This is a genomic window from Breznakibacter xylanolyticus, from assembly GCF_003254275.1.
Classification (GTDB): Bacteria; Bacteroidota; Bacteroidia; order Bacteroidales; family Marinilabiliaceae; genus Breznakibacter; species Breznakibacter xylanolyticus.
Genome location: NZ_QKZK01000051.1, coordinates 1 through 18,741, shown reverse-complemented (window position 1 = coordinate 18,741; position 18,741 = coordinate 1). Strand labels below are relative to the sequence as shown.

Genomic DNA, 18,741 nt, shown 5'->3' with positions numbered 1-18,741 from the left:
ACAAAGTATAAGCCGTCGGGCTGGTCAATTTGATATCCTGTAGGCATTTTTGTTTTCAAGTTATTGAAATTGCAGTAGAATGTCCATAGCGGCCGGAGGCCGGAATTAAAGCAGCGTAGCGTGACGCTACGCTGAACAATAGACAGCGTAGCGAAAACTGATGTTCGGCGTAGCCTCTGGCTATGCCGTCTTAACTCGGCCTCCGGCCAGCATTTGTATATTACGGCCCGAGGCCGAAAGGTAACGACGTAGCGAGGACGCTACGCCGAACAAAAGATAACGACGTAGCGGGACGCTACGCCAAACCCGAACAATAGACGCAACGCCAAAAACAGAAGCAAATGATTAAAAACAGTTGCCCATAGCCATTCATCGTAGTTGGCTATGGGCAACTGTAATGGTCGGCTATGGGCGATCATCGTAGTCGGCTATAGCCGACAAAACCAATTGGTCAATCCATAAAAAAAGAACCCCCGCTCAGGAGGCAGGGGTTACAGTTATTAAGCTGTGGCAGTGAGTTCAAACGGACAGCGGGTGATAGAGATCGTTTTTCGGGCTTTGACAAAGGTACGTATCTCAATGGTGCAACTGCCTGTGCCAATGCCGACAGGGATAAAGAAGAGCAGCTCCGAGGGTTTGTTTTTCACAATCTGGGTACAGTCATCAAAGAGGGCAAAGCCTGGAGAAAACCTTTCATCTGTAGGCGTCCATACTTCTCAACTAATTCAGCATTTATAAGTCAATGTCGTTTAGTTAGTGACAATCGAATAAAAGACAAGAAGAATTTTAGACATCAGACAGATAGATTAGACTGTGAATACGAAGAAAACAGATCTAAATATCTTTCCTTATCTCATCATCTGTCTCATAGTCTTGCGTCTTCTTCTCTTAACTTAACGACATTGATTTATAAGTAATGATAATTAAGGGTTGGGGTTTTTTATCTAATGCATTAAGTGTGGGCATACAAATTTTCTCAAGGAAAGACAAACGAGATATTGGCACTGATATGACCAAGAGATTTTTGATGGGTATAAAAATTCCCCGTAGGGGAAAAAGATCGGTAGAAAATATAAGACCGATGTGATGTTTCGCCCCCAGCGGGGCGGGAGAACACCATCGATACATCTGTTCTATTTGTATGACGCTCTTGACGGCACTCTTTACTCCCCCGCTTCTGGAGGTTCAGGGGGGGGGACAAAAAAATCCCGACAGCATTGCTATCGGGATCTTTAATTATCATTTGGCGGAGAGAGAGGGAACTGAATTCCTCTCGTATAGCTCTGTTTGATAAGGTTTTATAAATGCAATTTTGCAAGTCCACCGTAAGTCCACCCAATTTTTCAATGATCGCCTCAGATTCAAATGCACTCAAATAGTCTCATTTGCTTAATACAAATATAGAGAGTTTTTGGATTGTTGTCTGAAAATTGTTTTATTTAAACAAAAAACAACTTAAAGCTAAATGTATGGATTACCCTTTTCAGTACTTCAATGAGTATGTAGATAAATATAATTATAATAAAAAAAGTGAAACTATTGTTATTTTTCCTGAAGTGTATGACGAACTCGATTTATTTGAAGTTATTCGAAATTCAAGAGAGATTTTGCACTATATAAGAAGTTTGGAATATAAATTGTCTGATTTAGAAGATAAAAGAGTTCACTACCTACGTCTGGTAAAATCACTAACAAAAATATTGGTTGAGATAGAGCATATTGGAAAAGAAATTGTAATAGACTTAGTGCAATATAACGATCCCAAAAAAAACTATATCGTATATAGTAATATAAGTTTAATGTACGATGAATTATGTACGTTATTGGAGAATATACTGTATTATGAAGAATTACTTCCTGGGGTAGCTGATTCAATCAAATTGATGAATTCATTTATGGGAATTCCTTATGAGTTTATATATAGAGACTACAAACTTATAATCGAGCATGTTCAAAGTGATTTTGAGTTAAATAAAGATGTTGTTGAGAAATATGGTCTTAATCATTATTCATATTGGCAAGAACCACATTTTGATAATCTGTTAAGTTATTATGATGATGAAGTGGCTACTAATATGGAGTATTTAAATAGACGATTATTCGAAAATTCAGATCATACTTTAAGATATTATTTTAAACAATATGTGAAGTTATATATGCGTAGCCAAGATTATGAGAAGAGTCAGTCATATGCTTACTTGCTTAGAGAAATTATTAAAGGAATAAACCCGATTATATCGTATGATAAATTAATTGAATATATCATTGCAATTCTGGTGTCTAATAATGTATGTCATGCTCTAGTGTTAGAGTATTTTGATTTAAAATTTAAAGAATTAAAGCACAGATGTAGTAAGCAATTAATTGCCGATTTTGTAAATAAACAAATTCAATTAGTAGATAGATTGTTTGATGCACGAGGATTTATTTGGTGTAAAATAGATCTTAAATATTCAGAAGATAATGGAGATTCTTTAGTAAGAAAACTTCTTCAATTACTTAATGAAAAGCAAAAAGAATATGAATTGCTAATTGCCTTTCAAGATAATGATAATAAAATCGATAATAATAAAGTGTGGTTTAATAGTTCTGCAGAATGTTTTGGATTATTGATTTTCTTAATGATTAAAGTAGGTCTAATAAGTGAAAATAATTCAAAAAATAAAATTGGAGAAATACTGTCGAATGTTTTTAAATTTAAAGGTAAACCAGGGAGTGAAGATGTTAAATCCAGAACAATTAAAGATGCTATAAACGATAGTAAGGATATTGATAATATCGAATTTTTGAAATCAAAAATTAAATCATTGCTTGATGAATTGAAGTATCTTAAATAATTTGATGGGTTAAAAATATGAATATCAGAAATTAAGTGGTTCCCGTCGACACCTGTCGACGGGATGTTTATTTTATGGGCTTGATACATTTGTTGCCGTAAAGCACATCAAACTGCTTTCGTAATTAAACTTTAAAATTTAATTCTATGGCAAAACCAGTCCTTTTTGTAGATGAATTTGAATTAAGTAAAATAATTCAAAAGTTGGACAACATTTCATCAAAGCTTGATGAATTGCGCATAAAAGAAAATAGCGGCTTAAAAGAAAAGTGGTATGTTACAGATGATGTCTGCCGACTTTTGAATGTTAGTAAACGCAAGTTGCAGGATATGCGTGATAAGGGTGAGATCAAATTCAAGAAAACAGGGAAAAAAATCTATTACAAAGCCAGTGATGTGGAACTGTATCTGGAAAAGTAATTCTGATACAAATAGAACTAAAATGGCAAATGCCGTTGTTTAAATGCTCTTTGTCTTAGGATATTTTTTTAACCTTTTTCTATGAATCATTTATGGACACATCAAATATTATTGAACAAATCAAGGATGAAATTATTCAAGTGATATCTGGATCTGTAGAACTCAAGCCTGTTGGAGCCAGTTATGTTGCTTGTTGCCCATTTCATCACGAAAAAACACCGTCTTTTCATGTCAATCCCGGAAAGGGGATTTATAAGTGTTTTGGATGTGGAAAGGGGGGAGATGCTCTCAGTTTTATCATGGAGCATGAAGGCGTTGATTTTAAACAGGCCGTTGAGATAGGTGCGAAAAGGCTGAAGTTAAATTTTGAGTGGAAGAAAAGCACCGATTTTGACCAAGCCAAATACAAACATCGGGAAAGTCTCTACATTGCATGTAATAAGGTTGAGCGTTTTTATGCCGATAAGCTCTCTCATCCCGATGCGCAAAACTACATTAACGGACGTAACATCATTAACCCAACTGACGTTAGTTTTAATATTGGGTATGCGCCTAACGGCAATGAGCTATTAACCTATGCCCGACAAAATGGTGTAAAGACTGAAATACTTGAAGAAATCGGGGTATTGAAGAGCAACGATAACGGCTTGTACGATTTCTTTCGCAACCGCTTAATCTTTCCCATTTCCAACGCAACAGGACAAACCATTGCCTTTGCTGGAAGGGACTTGACCGACACGTCCAAAGTCAAGTATTTGAATACCCAGGAGAGCAGTATTTACATCAAGGGCAATGAACTCTATGCTTTGAATGTTGCCCGGATGGCCATCAAAAGAGAAGACAGGGTTTACATTGTGGAAGGTTATACCGATGCGCTGCGGATGCACGCCATTGATGTGATAAATACGGTTGCCACTTGTGGAACTGCGCTGACCAATGCACAAGCTATCCTATTGAAACGTTACACCAACAAGGCAACGTTGATATTTGACGGTGATAGTGCCGGGCAACGGGCAACCGAGCGAAATGCAGAGATTCTGATTAAAAACCAGTTCCATGTATCTGTAATTGCCTTGCCTGAAAAGCACGACCCGGACACACTTTTTACCACCGAAGAAGTCTTTCTCCAGTATAACGAAAAGCAAACCAATTACATCATCTACAAAACATCGCAATGTGCTGAAAAGTCTGCTTGTGACCCCGTTTTTAAGTCCGAAACCATTCAACGCATCTCTAAGCTGATTGCCAATTACGACAAGACCAAACAGGAGGTTTACATTGAATTTGCAGCAGAACAGATAAAACCTAAAAAGGCTTGGCAGGATGCCATTAAGGAGCTAACCAAGGATGAACCGCTAAATACTCATCTCTACATCATCCCCCAGCACGTCAGCCTGAATGAATTTAACCGCTGGGGCTTTTACGTGGAGGACAACTGCTACGTTTTCCGAAACAAGAAAGGCGATGACTTTGTGACCCACTCCAATTTTGTGATGGCTCCGCTGTTTCACATCGAAAGTCCCATTAACGCTAAGCGGTTGTATGAAATCAAAAACCGTCACAATCTGGTAAGAATCATGGAACTTCCCCAACGGGATTTGGTGAGCATTACCAACTTCAAATTACAAATAGAATCCTTGGGTAACTTCCTATGGACAGGTGGAGAAAGCGAACTCAATAAGCTAAAAGCATGGCTCTACGAGAAAACTAAAAGCTGCAAGGAACTGACCCAGTTGGGCTGGCAACGGGAAGGCTTCTTTTGCTGGGGCAACGGCATCTTTGACGGGGAACAGTTTATCAAGGCCGACAAGTACGGGATTGTGCAGCACAACGAACGCTATTACTACATTCCTGCCTGTTCCGAAATCTATGCCAGCGATGACAGCCTGTTTGAGTTTGAGCGGCACTTCATCCACAACGAGGGCAACATCACCCTTTACGAATATGCCCAGAAATACACGGCTGTATTTGGCAACAACGGTATCATCACCTTGTCGTTTTTCTTTGCCAGTCTGTTTTTGGACATCATCTCCAGACGGTTCGATAAGTTTCCCATCCTGAACATGTACGGCCAGAAAGGTTCTGGAAAGAACACCTGCGCTGAAAGCATCCTTTACATGTTTGGCCGGAAAGGGAAAGTCCCCAATCTGCACAATTCCAGTAAGCCATCCATTGCCGACCATGTGGCCACAAGTTCAAATGCCGTTTGTGTACTGGATGAATACCGCAACGACTTGGAAATGGAGAAACGGGAACTCCTGAAAGGTTTCTGGGACAAGACCGGACGAACCCGGATGAACATGGACAAGGACAAGAAGAAAGAGACTTCCAAAGTCAATCAGGGCATCATCGTTTGCGGCCAGCAGATTGCCACGGCTGACATTGCCCTCTTTAGCCGTTTCATTGCCTTGGGCTTTTCCAAAACCATCTTCTCCTTTGAGGAAAAAAGGCATTTTGAAGAGCTGGAGCAAATCAACAAACAAGGTCTTACGCAGATTACCCACCAACTGCTGAAGCATCGGGAGACCTTCAAAAAGACCTACAACAAAACCGTGGATACAGTCAGTGACCAGTTTCGGGAGCTGCTCGGAACAAACGCTATTGAAACCCGTATTTTCAATAACTGGCTGACGGTGGCCTCTGCCTATGCAACCGTATCGCAATTCGTTGAGCTTCCGTTTAAATACGACAGCATCATTCAGCTTTTCGTAGAGATGATGGTTACCCAAAACAAAGAGACTGCTCGGAACGATGATTTGGGTATCTTCTGGAAAACAGTTCAATACCTGATTAGCTCAAATATGTTGTTTCAGGAAGGCGATTACCGGGTGGTTTATGCCGATAAAATTACTCACACTTATAAAGAGAACGGAGAGTGGAAGCGAAGTGATATTCCGTTGACCAAGCCTCAAAACGTGCTTTTTTTGTCGGTTAGCAGGGTGTTTGCGTTGTATAAATCCCAAGCTCTGCGTGAGGGCGATAAACCGCTCCCCGATGCCACCGTTGAATATTACCTGAAGAACAGCCCGGCTTTTATTTGCGACACCAAGAAGGTGTACTTTAAAAAGTTCGATCCCAAGAATGGTTATCCCGAATTAGATGAGAAAGGAAACAAGAAATTTACCTATACCTCGGCCTTTGTATTTTATCTGGACAAGCTGAATCTGAACATAGCCGATGAACATTTAAACGGGGAAAGTTGAAACGGGAAAGAATTAAAAGACGGAAGGGTTTCTGAACAAAAAGCAGAAACCCTTTCTTTTTGCGGTTGAAATCAAGTTTTACCATGCAAAACTGGTTACTTTAGTTACTTTAATTACTTTATTGAGTGATATTAATTGAATACTAAGGGATTAGAAGGTGTTTTCCATTAAAGTAACGTTACTTTAGGTTACTTTAAGTTACTTTAAAAAAAAGCTAAAGACGATTAGGGTACTTTAATTGAGGCTAGGGTACTTTAAGAACTTTGTAGAAACATGGAGTTTATGAGTTTATAAAACAGCAACTTAACCCCATTAAAGTAACTAAAGTAACTAAAGTTCGGGTAATGTAGGTTCATTTGGGAAATTCAGCATTGTGGTAATTCTACATTTTGTATAGAGTTTTTGAATTATACTACCTTTTATGACTATTTAGTCAGATATTATAATAATTTTGACGTTACTTGACAATTAGTCTTTTAATCTTTGTCGGATTATGACAGATTTTGGAAGAATCCATCGAATATGAAGAAGATAATAGTGAATTGAATTAATATATGGCAAAGAAGAACGGTAACGGAAACGGAAAAAGCATAGAAGAATCCTTGTGGGATTCAGCAAATAAGTTGCGAGGCAGTGTTGAACCTGCCGAATACAAGCATGTGGTGTTGGGGTTGATATTCCTGAAATTTGCCAGCGACAAGTTTGAAGAACATAGGCAGAAGTTGATTGACGATGGAAAAGAAAAATACATAGACATGCCAGACTTTTACGGCATGTCTAACGTGTTCTATCTGGATGAGATTTCACGTTGGTCGTACATCATCAAAAACTCAAAGCAAAACGATATTGCTTTGAAGATTGATACCGCCCTGCACAACATTGAAAAGAACAACAAGGCATTAAGAGGAGCTTTGCCCGACAATTATTTTTCACGGTTGGGCTTGGACAATACCAAGCTCAGTTCACTGCTCGATACCATTAACGATATTGACACCATTAAGGACAAACAACAGGATATTGTTGGCCGTGTGTACGAATACTTCCTCTCAAAATTTGCCTTGGCTGAAGGAAAAGGCAAAGGAGAATTCTACACCCCCAAGAGCATTGTAAACCTGATTGCCGAAATGATTGAACCCTATAAGGGCATCATCTATGACCCGGCATGTGGCTCGGGAGGTATGTTCGTGCAATCCATCAAATTTATCGAAAGCCATCACGGTAACAAACGTGAAATCTCCATTTACGGACAAGAATACACCAATACCACTTACAAACTGGCAAAAATGAACTTGGCCATTCGTGGTATTGCCGGAAACTTGGGAGAGAAAGCTGCCGATACCTTTCACAACGACCAACATCCCGACCTGAAGGCCGATTACATTATGGCCAACCCACCTTTTAACCAGAAGGATTGGCGTGCCGATAACGAATTAAACGATGACCCCCGGTGGCGTGGTTACGATGTGCCACCTAAAAGCAATGCCAACTATGGTTGGATTTTGAACATGGTTTCCAAACTCTCGGAAAATGGCATGGCTGGCTTTGTATTGGCAAACGGGGCATTGAGTGGCGGTGGCGATGAATACAAAATACGCCGTAAGCTCATTGAAAACAATCTGGTGGAAGCAATCCTCATATTGCCACAGGACATGTTTTATACGACCAATATTAGCGTGACCGTTTGGATTCTGAATAAAAACAAAAAGGAACAAATCAAACAAGTAGGTGACGAAACTCGCCATTATCGTAACCGTGAAAAAGAAGTGTTGTTTTTGGATTTACGCCAAATTGGTGAGCCTTTTGAAAAGAAGTTTACCCAATTTAGTGTTGACCACATTTCACAAATAGCCAAAACCTTCCATGCTTGGCAGCAAGTAGATAAAGGCTACGAAAACACACCAGAATATTGTTATTCGGCAAGCTTTGAAGAAATTGAAAAGAAAGACTTCTCGCTTGTTCCCAGCAAATACATTGAGTTTGTAAACCGGGACGAAAACATTGACTTCGATGATAAGATGAAAGCCCTGCAAACCGAATTCTCAGATTTGCTAAAGGCAGAAGAGCAATCGAAAAAAGAATTATTGAATGTGTTTAAGGAATTGGGCTATGAAATTAGTCTTGAACCATGATGAGTAAGGATTATTAGATTTCTTGATTATGAAATATGAAGAATTGACATATAAAATAATCGGATGTGCAATAGAGGTACACAAGCAATTAGGAAATGGCTTTCAGGAAGTGGTTTACCAACGAGCTTTGGCAATTGAAATGCAGATGCAGGGAATTGAGTTTAGTCGCGAACATGAAATGCCCTTGCATTATAAAGGACATGATATAGGTACCCGGAGAGTGGACTTTTTTGTTGAAAAAAAGATAATGGTTGAAATAAAAGCATTGATAAACCTTGAGGATGTGCACCTGGCGCAAGCCATGAATTATGTTGAAGCTTATGGTCTTGAAATAGGCTTATTAATAAATTTTGGCGCAAAAAGCCTGCAACACAAAAGGGTATATAATAATAAAGTCTTGAACCTTAATAGTAGTCTTGAACCATGATTAATATGGATTATCAAATTACCATGATTAGAATAATAAAAAATCAAGCAATCGAGAGAATCTTGAAAATCAAGGTTCAGACAATTTTTAAAGAGCTGGGGTATGCAATCGAACTATAAGCAAATTGGAGATTACATACAGCTTGTGGATGAGCGAAACAAAGGGTTAAGTGTAAAACAGCTCTTGGGTTTAAGTATTTCAAAACAGTTTATTCCATCTGTTGCCAATATTATTGGAACAGATATGGAGAACTATAAAATCATTCGTAAAAACCAGTTTGCATGTAGCACCATGCAGGTAAGGCGTGATAAAAAAATGCCAGTTGCGTTGCTACAAGAGGTTGATGAAGCCATTATTTCGCAAGCCTATCCCATCTTTGAAGTAAAAGATGAAAAAGAGCTTTTGCCGGAATATTTAATGATGTGGTTTTCTCGTGAGGAATTCGATAGGGAAGCTTGTTTTCATGCAGTTGGTGGAGTTCGTGGTAGTTTGGAATGGGATGATTTCTGTACCATGAAATTCCCCTTACCCTCTCCCGAAAAACAGAGTGAAATTGTAGCCGAATACAACACGGTTAAGAACCGGATTGAGCTTAACAAGCGTTTGATTCAAAAACTGGAGGAAACGGCACAGGCTATTTATAAGCAGTGGTTTGTGGAGTTTGAGTTTCCGGATGAAAATGGGAAACCGTATAAAAGTAGCGGTGGGGAGATGGTTGAGTGTGAATTGGGGGCAATTCCGGTGGGATGGGAAGTTGGTACACTTGAAGATTTATATAAATTTCAATATGGATTAGGTAATAGAAATCCAGATAATAATGGGAAATATCCTATTTATGGTGCGGGTGGTGTGATTGGCGGTTATGATAAATATAATAGTGAGGATGCCCCTGTAATAGGACATATGGGTGAATATTGCGGTGCAGTCGTTTTTGCTTTTGGAAAACACTATGTTACATATAATGGAGTGATGTGTTTAGCCAAAACAGAAAATCTGAAGTGGTTTTGTTATTTGTCTTTATTGTCAAAAGATTTAATGTCTCATACAAGAGGCAGTTCTCAACCATTTGTTTCTTATGATATGCTTTATGAGGTTCAAACAATAATACCTAATCATGAAGTTGCTAAAAAGTTTGATAGTTATGCAGATAAAATATTTATAAATATCAATTTAATCCTTCAAGAAAACCAAAAGCTCACAGAACTAAAAGATTTGTTGCTTTCCAAGCTTGCTACCATAAAAAATTAACACCATGATAGAAACAAGTGATTTTCTCAATAGCATCAAATATGGTTCAATCGTTTTTCCTGAGGTAAAGGAATCGCCAATAACATTTTTGGGCATTGCCAAGCAGCCTCATTATGAGGATGTGTGGTCAAATATTTATGCCTTTTATTTTGATGTCAATGCAGAACATGGCATGCGTAACTTATTTATAGACGCACTACTGTCGAACATTGCTAAGCATGACTCACAATTTGAATTTGATTTTAATTTTAACATCATACGAGAATATTCAACAGAGAATAAAGGACGTATTGATTTGCTTTTAAAGAGTCATAAGGAGGCGATAATTATAGAGAATAAAGTGAACCACATTCTCAATAACGACCTTAACGATTATTGGCAATCCGTTGAATCACCAAGTAAAATAGGAATCGTCCTCACCTTAAACAGGGTGCTTAATGTACCTCATCCACAATTTATAAATATTACCCATTTGGAGTTGATGCAATCAGTGATGCAACAACTCGGAGGTTATATTATCGGCTCGAATCCAAAATTTATTACCTTTCTAACAGATTTCTATCAAAACATCATCAATTTAAGCACCACCATGGATACGCAAAATATAAAACTCTTCTACAACTATAATAGTGAAATTGTTAAAGTTGTTGAATTGCAGCAGAATGTAAAACAACACATAAAATCAGAAGTAAAAAAAGCAGCTGAATTAATCGGTTTGAAAAACTATACGCTAGGAGGAGCTAATGAAGATCGGTTCAGTTACTATGTTTCTTCAAGAAACAACAACTTATTATATACAATACTTTTTGAGAAGTTATTGAGTCCAGAGCGGGAGTTGATGATAATAGTGGAACTTCAAAATGATTTGCTTAAAGACCGAGAACAGTATAAAAGCATCGATTTTGACAATTCAGAAAGAGCATTAATGAAAGAAGAAGCTTTCTATGGCGGAAAAGAGCGGTATGCACATTTTGCCTTGCAGATTTTCCATTTGGAAAATGCAGATATTGAAAATCTAAGCGGATATATTGCCCGTAAAATAAATGAAAGCAAGCTTAAATGCATATTTGAAAAAATTGAAGCTATCGTCCCTGTTCGACAGTAAATATTCTTTAAGATGAAAACATTGTCCAATATATTAAGTATTGTAGTAAATTGAGTTGGATGAAAAATTCAGTTGTAAAGTATTTATTTACAACTGCCTTCGATGGAAAGAAGTATAACGTTTCATTCTGAGTGGATTAGTACAAGTTGAAAAAACCAAACCAATGCCCGAACAACAAAACATAGAATACAAACAAAGCTGGCACGATGATTACCTAAAGTGGGTCTGTGGGTTTGCCAATGCCGTTGGCGGGGTTATATACATTGGTAAAGACGATGCCGGGCAGGTGGTGCATTTAGCGGATTACGAAAAGTTGTTGGTAACCATCCCCCAGAAAATCCGCAATGACATGGGTATTGTGTGTGATGTCAATTTGTTGGAAGAGGGTGAAAAGAAATACATCGAAATACGGGTGAATCCCTATTCGGTTCCGGTTTCGTTACGTGGCCGCTATTATTATCGTTCGGGTAGTGTAAAAACTGAGCTAACGGGCGTAGAGCTGAATGAGTTTTTGCTCAAAAAAGCCGGAAAAACGTGGGATGATGTGGTGGAAGAAACCGCCACATTGGATGATATTGATGAAAAAAGTTTGCAGGCATTTATTCAAGCCGGACGTGAAAAAGGCCGTATGCCTGAAACAAACGGGTTATCTACTTTTCAGATACTCGATAAATTGAGGTTAACCGAGCGCAACAAGTTAAAACGGGCAGCCATTATTCTTTTCGGCAAAGACCCCAATCGCTTTTATCCCAATATTCAGGTAAAAATTGGCCGTTTCGGCAAAGATTCAACCGATTTACGGTTTCAGGAGGTTATTGAGGGCAATTTGGTTTACCTGCTCAACGAGGTGGCTTTGCAATTGAATCACAAGTTTCTGGTCAGACCTGTTGAGTTCGAGGGCTTACAACGTATCGAGAAAGGTGAATACCCGGTTAGTGCACTACGTGAAATGTTACTCAATGCCTTGGTGCACCGCAGTTATATGGGTGCATCGGTTCAAATCAGGGTGTACGATGGTAAGCTATCAATATGGAACGAAGGGTTATTGCCAATGGGTATTGATGTGGAGAGCCTGAAACGTGAACACAGCTCCCGACCACGAAATCCCAAAATAGCAGATGCCTGTTTTAAAGCCGGATATATTGATTCCTGGGGGCGTGGTACGCTTAAAATCATGGAAGCCTGTAAAGATGCTATGTTGCCTGAACCTGAGATGTTGGAAAAAGATGGAGGTATTATGGTGACATTATTTAAGTCAATGGTTGATAGTGGTCAAGATGGTCGTCAAGATAATGGTGCAATAGGTGGTGTAATGGGTGGTGTAATAGGTGGTGTAATAGGTGGTGTAATAGGTGGTGTAATGGGTGGTGCAATAGCTTCTTTAACGGAAAGGCAAAAAGATGTTCTTAAGCTTATTAAAGAGAATAATGATGTTACTTATAAAGGTATTGCAGAAAAACTTTCTATAAATGAATCTGCAGTTGGTGACCATATAAAAGCATTGAAAGAAAAAGGTGTTATTAAAAGAGATGGTAGTACAAGAGGCAAATGGTTAATTCTAATCAATATTTAATGAAATTTACCGAAGAAAAATTGGAACGCGCCTATATTGAGTTGCTGGAAAATGAAGGATATTCTCACCAGTTGGGTATCACCATTGCACGTGCCGAAGATGATGTGATTATTGAGGATGATTTTATTGAATTCCTTTTATCTAAGTATCAAAACCAGCAGCTCACCCAAAACGAAGCAAAATCTATTCTTCTTCAATTAAAAACACTTCCGGCCAGCGACCTTTACGACACCAATAAAACCGTGATGAGCTGGTTGAGCGATGGGTTTATTTTAAAACGTGAAGACCGCAGTAAAAAAGACATTCATATTGAACTGGTTGATTACAATGGTTTGGAAGCCCAATTGGCAAGTGAAAATCTGGATAGCATAGTTGCCGACCCACAGGAGAAATACCCCAAGGATTACAACATCTATAAGTTTGTCAACCAACTGGAGATTACCGGAACACAAAAGCGTATTCCCGATGGCATAATTTACATCAATGGTATGCCTTTGGTGGTATTTGAGTTTAAATCGGCCATTCGTGAAGAAGCTACTGTTTTTAACGCCTTTGAGCAATTAACCAAACGCTACCGCAGGGATATTCCCGAACTGTTTAAATACAATGCTTTCTGTGTCATAAGCGATGGGGTAAATAACAAAGCCGGTTCTTTTTTTGCACCTTACGAGTTTTATTATGCTTGGCGCAGAATTGCCGGGTTGGCCAAAGATGTGGATGGCATCGACAGCATGTACACCTTGGTACAAGGCATGTTGAATAAAAACCGTTTAAGAGACATTATCCGAAACTTTATTTTCATGCCTGACACATCGAAAAAAGATGTGAAAATTGTTTGCCGCTATCCCCAATATTACGCAGCCAATCGTTTATATGACAACATTAAACTGGCTCAACGCCCCCTAGGTGATGGCAAGGGAGGAACTTATTTTGGTGCAACAGGTTGTGGAAAAAGCTACACCATGTTGTATCTGACCCGTTTGCTCATGAAAAGCAAACATTTTGAAAGTCCCACCATTGTGCTGATTACCGACCGAACCGACTTGGACGACCAACTCTCGGACACTTTTGGAGAAGCAAAAAAATACGTTGGCGATAATAACATCATAAGTGTGGAAAGCCGTGCGCATTTGCGTGAACTGGTGCAAGGCCGCCAGAGTGGAGGTGTATTTTTAACCACCATTCATAAATTTACCGAAGACACACAACTGCTCACCGACCGCACCAATGTGATTTGTATTTCGGACGAAGCGCATCGCAGTCAGGTGAACCTCGACCAAAAAATTAGGGTTACTGAAAACGGTGTTACCAAAACCTTTGGTTTTGCCAAGTATCTTCACGATTCATTACCCAATGCCACCTATGTCGGTTTTACCGGGACACCCATTGATGCCACGCTCGACGTGTTTGGTAAGGTGGTGGATGCTTATACCATGACCGAATCGGTAAAAGATGAAATTACCGTTCGCATTGTGTATGAAGGCCGTGCTGCCAAAGTTGCCCTGAACAACAGCGAACTCGAAAAAATTGAAAGGTATTACGAAGAAGCAGCCGAGTTGGGTGCAAACGAATATCAAATTGAAGAGAGCAAGAAGGCCGTTGCCAGTATGAATGCCATCATTGGTGACCCGAAACGGTTAAAAGCTTTGGCCGAGGATTTCGTTCAGCACTACGAAAATCGTATTTCCGAAGGTGCATCCATCAAAGGAAAAGCTTTGTTTGTATGCAGTAGTCGTGAAATTGCTTATGGGTTTTATAAAAACGTCATTGCCTTGCGTCCTGAATGGAATGAGGTTCAGGTGGCAGAAGAAGGTGTTGAACTTTCGGATAAAGACCAAAAGGAAATCAAGCCGATGGAGCGCATAAAAATGATTATGACCCGAGGCAAAGATGATGACGAAACCCTCTACAACCTTTTAGGCACAAAAGAATACCGCAAAGAACTTGACCGCCAGTTTAAAAATGCCAAATCGAACTTTAAAATTGCCATTGTGGTCGATATGTGGCTCACAGGCTTTGATGTGCCATTCCTTGATACCATTTACATTGATAAACCGATTCAACAGCACAACCTAATCCAGACGATTTCTCGTGTAAACCGGAAATTTGAAGGTAAAAACAAAGGTCTGGTAGTCGATTACATAGGTATCAAAAAGCAAATGAACCTAGCCCTTGCCAAATACAACAAGGGCGATGAAGATAACTTTGAGGATATTGGAGAATCGCTGATTATAGTTCGGAATCACTTAGACTTATTGGCAAAATTGTTTCACAAGTTCGATAACTCCAAATACTTTAACGGTACTCCGCTGCAACAGTTGAATGCCTTGAATGAAGGGGCTGAATTTGTAATGCAAACCAAAGATAAAGAAGCCCGGTTTATGGGTTTGGTAAAACGCCTTAAAGCAGCTTACGATATTTGTGCAGGAAGTGAAAAGCTTACACAAAATGAGCGGGATTATACACATTATTATTTGGCCATCCGCTCCATTGTTTTCAAACTCACCAAGGGGGATGCACCCGATACAGCACAAATGAATGCCCGTGTGCGTGAAATGATAAAAGATGCTCTGGCAAGCGATGGTGTGGAAGAAATCTTTAAAATGGGTGAAGAAAAGGAAAGTCATCAGGATATTTTTGATGAAGACTACCTCGATAAAATCAATAAAATAAAGCTCCCAAATACCAAAATTAAACTGCTTCAAAAGCTTTTAGCCAAAGCCATTGGCGAGATGAAAAAAGTGAACATGGTTCGAGGCGTTGACTTTTCACATAAGATGCAGGTCTTGGTAGAACGCTACAATCAACGAGACGAAAACGATGTTTTACGGAGCGAGGTTTATGAAGAAATGGCCGAACAATTGACCAACCTTATTTGGGAAGTCCATAAAGAGTTCTTTGCTGGAGATGAGTTCGGTATCAACTTCGAGGAAAAAGCATTTTTTGACATCCTGCGTCAATTATGTGTCAAATATGACTTCTCCTATCCCGAAGATAAAATGATAGAATTGGCCAGAGCCGTTAAAGAACTGGTAGATGAACAAGCACGTTTCCCGGATTGGAACAAACGTGACGATATTAAATCGGCATTGAAAGTAGGGTTAATCATCCTTCTCGATGAACATGGTTATCCTCCAGTGGAGCGTGACGAAGTGTACCATGATATTTTTACGCAAGCAGAGAATTTTAAGAAGAATAGAGGCTAGACATGGCAGAACAAGCGAAGTTTCAGAAAATGTTGGAAGTGCTGTTGATGCTTGATTGCAAGTATGGTAGAACAATACAAGAAATATCCGAGCGTTTTGTTGTTTCACAACGAACAGTGTATCGCTATTTCGACACGTTTAAGCAGGTAGGTTTTGTAATTGAAAACAACAACGGATATTTCAAGATAAATAAAGAGGAATCCACCTCTCAGGATATTAGCCAATTGCTTCATTTTACCGAAGAAGAAGCTTTTATTTTGAGCAAGGCCATTCATGCCATTGAAGATGGTTCGGAGCAAAAAGAAAAACTGGTAAAAAAGCTTTATAGCCTTTACGATTTCGACCGTGTAATTTATGCCATTACCAAAAAGGAAGAAACCGAAAACATATATAACCTCATTCAGGCTATCAAACAGCAAAAGCAGGTAATCTTAAAAGAATACAAATCAGGTCACGGAAAAGACATCAGAGACCGGAAAGTTGAACCCATTGATTTTACCATCAATTATTTGGGTGTATGGTGCTACGATACCGAAGACCAAAGCAATAAGATATTCAAAACAGCACGGATTAAAGAGGTGGTTATCATGGATGAGTGCTGGCAATTCAAGCCAAACCACCATAAAGGCATTACCGATATTTTCAGGATGCAAAGTTTTGAACCTATTGCCATACAACTAAAACTTTCAATGCTCGCCTGTAATCTATTGATGGAAGAGTTCCCTTTAAGCGAGAAATACATCAAACAAGTGGATGACAATACTTACCTGCTTACCACAGAAGTTGGTAATTTCTTGGGTGTTGGCAGGTTTGTTTTAGGTCTCTCTGATGAAATTAAAGTAATTTACCCACAGGCATTTAAAGATTACTTGAACTCCAAATTGAAAGAATGTAGTTTTTAATTGAATCATTGACGCTAGTTGTCAATGTGTGGTGATTTCTTTGTCATAAACTAAAAAACATTGAATGATGAAGAAATTAATCTACCTGTTAGTCATTGCAATCTTCACTTCCTGTTCATCACCTATGGATAACAAATACAGTGATGCCACACTTGAGAGTGATTTAAAAGCAATTAGAGATGCCAATTCTCTTGATAGTACAGAAATAAATCTGCTTGCAATGTATTTTGTCCGAGCTAAACTACTCAATGAAAGCATTGACGGGAAAAGCTATAATGAAATTTTGCAACAAGCAAAAGTATTAAAACAACAGCAGGAAGAGGAAGAACGTATTCAAAAAGAATTGGCCGAAAAAGCAAAGAAAGAGGAAGATGCACGAATTGCGAGATTAAAAGAGGCAATTATCGTTTCCATCTTCGATAAAGGTTATACCGAATACGAATATCAGGAGTATATTACCTACAAATTTGCATTTGAAAACAAAACAAATAAGGAAATAACGGCCTTTACCGGACAAATTGTGTTCACTGATTTATTTGATAAGGAAATTAAGTCCTTGAATCTGACTTATGATGATGGTGTAAAAGCAAACTCTGTCAAAAACTTCAGCGCAACAACTGATTACAATCAGTTTAAGGATGAAGACCAGTTGCTTAAATCAAAGAATCTCAAACAAATAAAGTTGGTTTGGAAACCGGAAAAGATTCTATTTTCTGATGGAACGACACTTGAATAAAAAATTAGATGGGTCACGATGTTAGTACCATAGGAAATCATAAACTCAATATTTCAAATATTGAAGCATTGGCAAATGATTTATCGAAACGCTTTAAGTCAAATGTCGAATACGGGTATTACCATCAATACTGGTTTGATATTAATGGCAATGAAATTGAACCATCCTATGAGAATGTAGTTTTAGGTAAAATACCGTTTGCCCCTTCTTCAAACCAAACCATTTGGTTAAGTGATGAGTACTATCAGATTCATCAAATTATTAACAAGCATGGTGATAGTTACATAAAACTGCCATGTTTTGCCGAAAGTGATTCACTAAAATTAGAATTTGAATCTGCAATAAAAGGTGTAAGTTTTGAATTGCGAGATGTTGAAAATGATATTGATTATGGCACTATTTACAACGATACATTTCGCAATTGTCTGCATTCTTTTGATTCGCGCTGGTGGAGTTTCTGTAAGGCTTTTATGGAACAGAGTGATATTTGGTCAGTTGGTTTCGATGCCGTAAACTATTACCGTAAACAAATATTGAATTTATTTGCAACCATAGGAGGAGACAAGGTTGTTCACCTTGATGACCAAGGAGAAACTCAATATCTCACCTATGGTGATTATAATTGGCAAGAAATTTTAAATGAACTAAATGCTGAATTTAAGGAAACGACTCTGAATATCTCTGAATTTATGATGCATAAGAAACTCTTACCAAAAGATAAGTATCCATTAGCCTTTTATGATGATTTTAACGATTTAATAAATCCCAAAAGTTAAAAGCCTCTTGTGAGGTTTTTTTATTTTACATCCCATAAAGGTAGCTAAACTACCCTAATTGTGATATTTCTAAAAAATAGTTGTCGTAAAATCGAATTCCATTTTTTATATTTGTTCCAAATAGTGTAGTATGACTACCCCGAATGAGACATATTTAAAAAAACTATTCAATGTATTACA

General features: G+C 38.4%; 13 protein-coding genes. 12 read left to right on the top strand and 1 reads right to left on the bottom strand.

The genetic code is table 11. The features are described 5' to 3' along the window. Positions 1 to 500 precede the first annotated feature (500 nt). Positions 501 to 647, bottom strand: a complete 147-nt coding sequence (locus tag LX69_RS16500; RefSeq protein WP_170124444.1) for a DUF4469 domain-containing protein — start codon at positions 645 to 647, stop codon at positions 501 to 503. 822 nt (positions 648 to 1,469) lie between these two features. On the opposite strand from LX69_RS16500, the gene LX69_RS16495 reads away from it, so the two are divergent. The 12 genes from LX69_RS16495 to LX69_RS16440 all read left to right on the top strand — a co-directional run bounded on the left by LX69_RS16495 (position 1,470) and on the right by LX69_RS16440 (position 18,561). Then, positions 1,470 to 2,837: a hypothetical protein gene (locus LX69_RS16495; RefSeq protein ID WP_111447139.1), complete on the top strand. Its 1,368-nt coding sequence runs from the start codon at positions 1,470 to 1,472 to the stop codon at positions 2,835 to 2,837. A 146-nt stretch (positions 2,838 to 2,983) separates the two neighbouring features. Further along, positions 2,984 to 3,256, top strand: coding sequence for a helix-turn-helix domain-containing protein (locus LX69_RS16490; protein WP_111447138.1), 273 nt, complete (start codon positions 2,984 to 2,986; stop codon positions 3,254 to 3,256). A 92-nt stretch (positions 3,257 to 3,348) separates the two neighbouring features. Beyond that, positions 3,349 to 6,459 (top strand): DNA primase, encoded by a 3,111-nt coding sequence (dnaG, locus tag LX69_RS16485; RefSeq protein WP_111447137.1) that lies wholly within the window; start codon positions 3,349 to 3,351, stop codon positions 6,457 to 6,459. A gap of 554 nt (positions 6,460 to 7,013) precedes the next feature. Continuing rightward, on the top strand, positions 7,014 to 8,588 hold the full coding sequence (locus tag LX69_RS16480) for a type I restriction-modification system subunit M (protein WP_111447136.1): 1,575 nt from the start codon (positions 7,014 to 7,016) through the stop codon (positions 8,586 to 8,588). 28 nt (positions 8,589 to 8,616) lie between these two features. Continuing rightward, positions 8,617 to 9,015, top strand: coding sequence for a GxxExxY protein (locus LX69_RS16475; protein ID WP_111447135.1), 399 nt, complete (start codon positions 8,617 to 8,619; stop codon positions 9,013 to 9,015). Between the two features lie 102 nt (positions 9,016 to 9,117). After that, positions 9,118 to 10,263: a restriction endonuclease subunit S gene (locus LX69_RS16470; RefSeq protein ID WP_111447134.1), complete on the top strand. Its 1,146-nt coding sequence runs from the start codon at positions 9,118 to 9,120 to the stop codon at positions 10,261 to 10,263. 4 nt (positions 10,264 to 10,267) lie between these two features. Next, positions 10,268 to 11,368 carry a PD-(D/E)XK nuclease family protein gene (locus tag LX69_RS16465; protein ID WP_111447133.1) on the top strand — a complete coding sequence of 367 codons (1,101 nt, stop codon included), beginning with the start codon at positions 10,268 to 10,270 and terminating at the stop codon, positions 11,366 to 11,368. A 163-nt stretch (positions 11,369 to 11,531) separates the two neighbouring features. After that, the gene (locus tag LX69_RS16460) at positions 11,532 to 12,941 is read left to right on the top strand and encodes an ATP-binding protein (RefSeq protein WP_111447132.1); all 1,410 of its coding nucleotides are present in this window, start codon (positions 11,532 to 11,534) and stop codon (positions 12,939 to 12,941) included. Further along, positions 12,941 to 16,147, top strand: a complete 3,207-nt coding sequence (locus LX69_RS16455) for a type I restriction endonuclease subunit R (RefSeq protein ID WP_111447131.1) — start codon at positions 12,941 to 12,943, stop codon at positions 16,145 to 16,147. Before LX69_RS16460 ends, LX69_RS16455 begins: the two co-directional genes overlap by 1 nt. Positions 16,148 to 16,149: 2 nt before the next feature. Next, positions 16,150 to 17,049 (top strand): helix-turn-helix transcriptional regulator, encoded by a 900-nt coding sequence (locus LX69_RS16450; protein WP_111447130.1) that lies wholly within the window; start codon positions 16,150 to 16,152, stop codon positions 17,047 to 17,049. Between the two features lie 67 nt (positions 17,050 to 17,116). Then, a complete protein-coding gene (locus LX69_RS16445) occupies positions 17,117 to 17,785 on the top strand; it encodes a hypothetical protein (protein WP_146260784.1) in 669 nt (222 codons plus the stop codon). An 8-nt stretch (positions 17,786 to 17,793) separates the two neighbouring features. Beyond that, positions 17,794 to 18,561 carry a hypothetical protein gene (locus LX69_RS16440; protein ID WP_111447128.1) on the top strand — a complete coding sequence of 256 codons (768 nt, stop codon included), beginning with the start codon at positions 17,794 to 17,796 and terminating at the stop codon, positions 18,559 to 18,561. Positions 18,562 to 18,741: the final 180 nt, after the last annotated feature.

What these genes read in the sequence shown, in the direction of transcription:
- LX69_RS16440 (WP_111447128.1), top strand. Translation starts at nt 17,794, where the DNA reads ATGGGTCACGATGTTAGTACCATAGGAAATCATAAACTCAATATTTCA.
- LX69_RS16455 (WP_111447131.1), top strand. Translation starts at nt 12,941, where the DNA reads ATGAAATTTACCGAAGAAAAATTGGAACGCGCCTATATTGAGTTGCTG.
- LX69_RS16490 (WP_111447138.1), top strand. Translation starts at nt 2,984, where the DNA reads ATGGCAAAACCAGTCCTTTTTGTAGATGAATTTGAATTAAGTAAAATA.
- dnaG (WP_111447137.1), top strand. Translation starts at nt 3,349, where the DNA reads ATGGACACATCAAATATTATTGAACAAATCAAGGATGAAATTATTCAA.
- LX69_RS16465 (WP_111447133.1), top strand. Translation starts at nt 10,268, where the DNA reads ATGATAGAAACAAGTGATTTTCTCAATAGCATCAAATATGGTTCAATC.
- LX69_RS16475 (WP_111447135.1), top strand. Translation starts at nt 8,617, where the DNA reads ATGAAATATGAAGAATTGACATATAAAATAATCGGATGTGCAATAGAG.
- LX69_RS16495 (WP_111447139.1), top strand. Translation starts at nt 1,470, where the DNA reads ATGGATTACCCTTTTCAGTACTTCAATGAGTATGTAGATAAATATAAT.
- LX69_RS16460 (WP_111447132.1), top strand. Translation starts at nt 11,532, where the DNA reads ATGCCCGAACAACAAAACATAGAATACAAACAAAGCTGGCACGATGAT.
- LX69_RS16445 (WP_146260784.1), top strand. Translation starts at nt 17,117, where the DNA reads ATGAAGAAATTAATCTACCTGTTAGTCATTGCAATCTTCACTTCCTGT.
- LX69_RS16480 (WP_111447136.1), top strand. Translation starts at nt 7,014, where the DNA reads ATGGCAAAGAAGAACGGTAACGGAAACGGAAAAAGCATAGAAGAATCC.
- LX69_RS16470 (WP_111447134.1), top strand. Translation starts at nt 9,118, where the DNA reads ATGCAATCGAACTATAAGCAAATTGGAGATTACATACAGCTTGTGGAT.
- LX69_RS16450 (WP_111447130.1), top strand. Translation starts at nt 16,150, where the DNA reads ATGGCAGAACAAGCGAAGTTTCAGAAAATGTTGGAAGTGCTGTTGATG.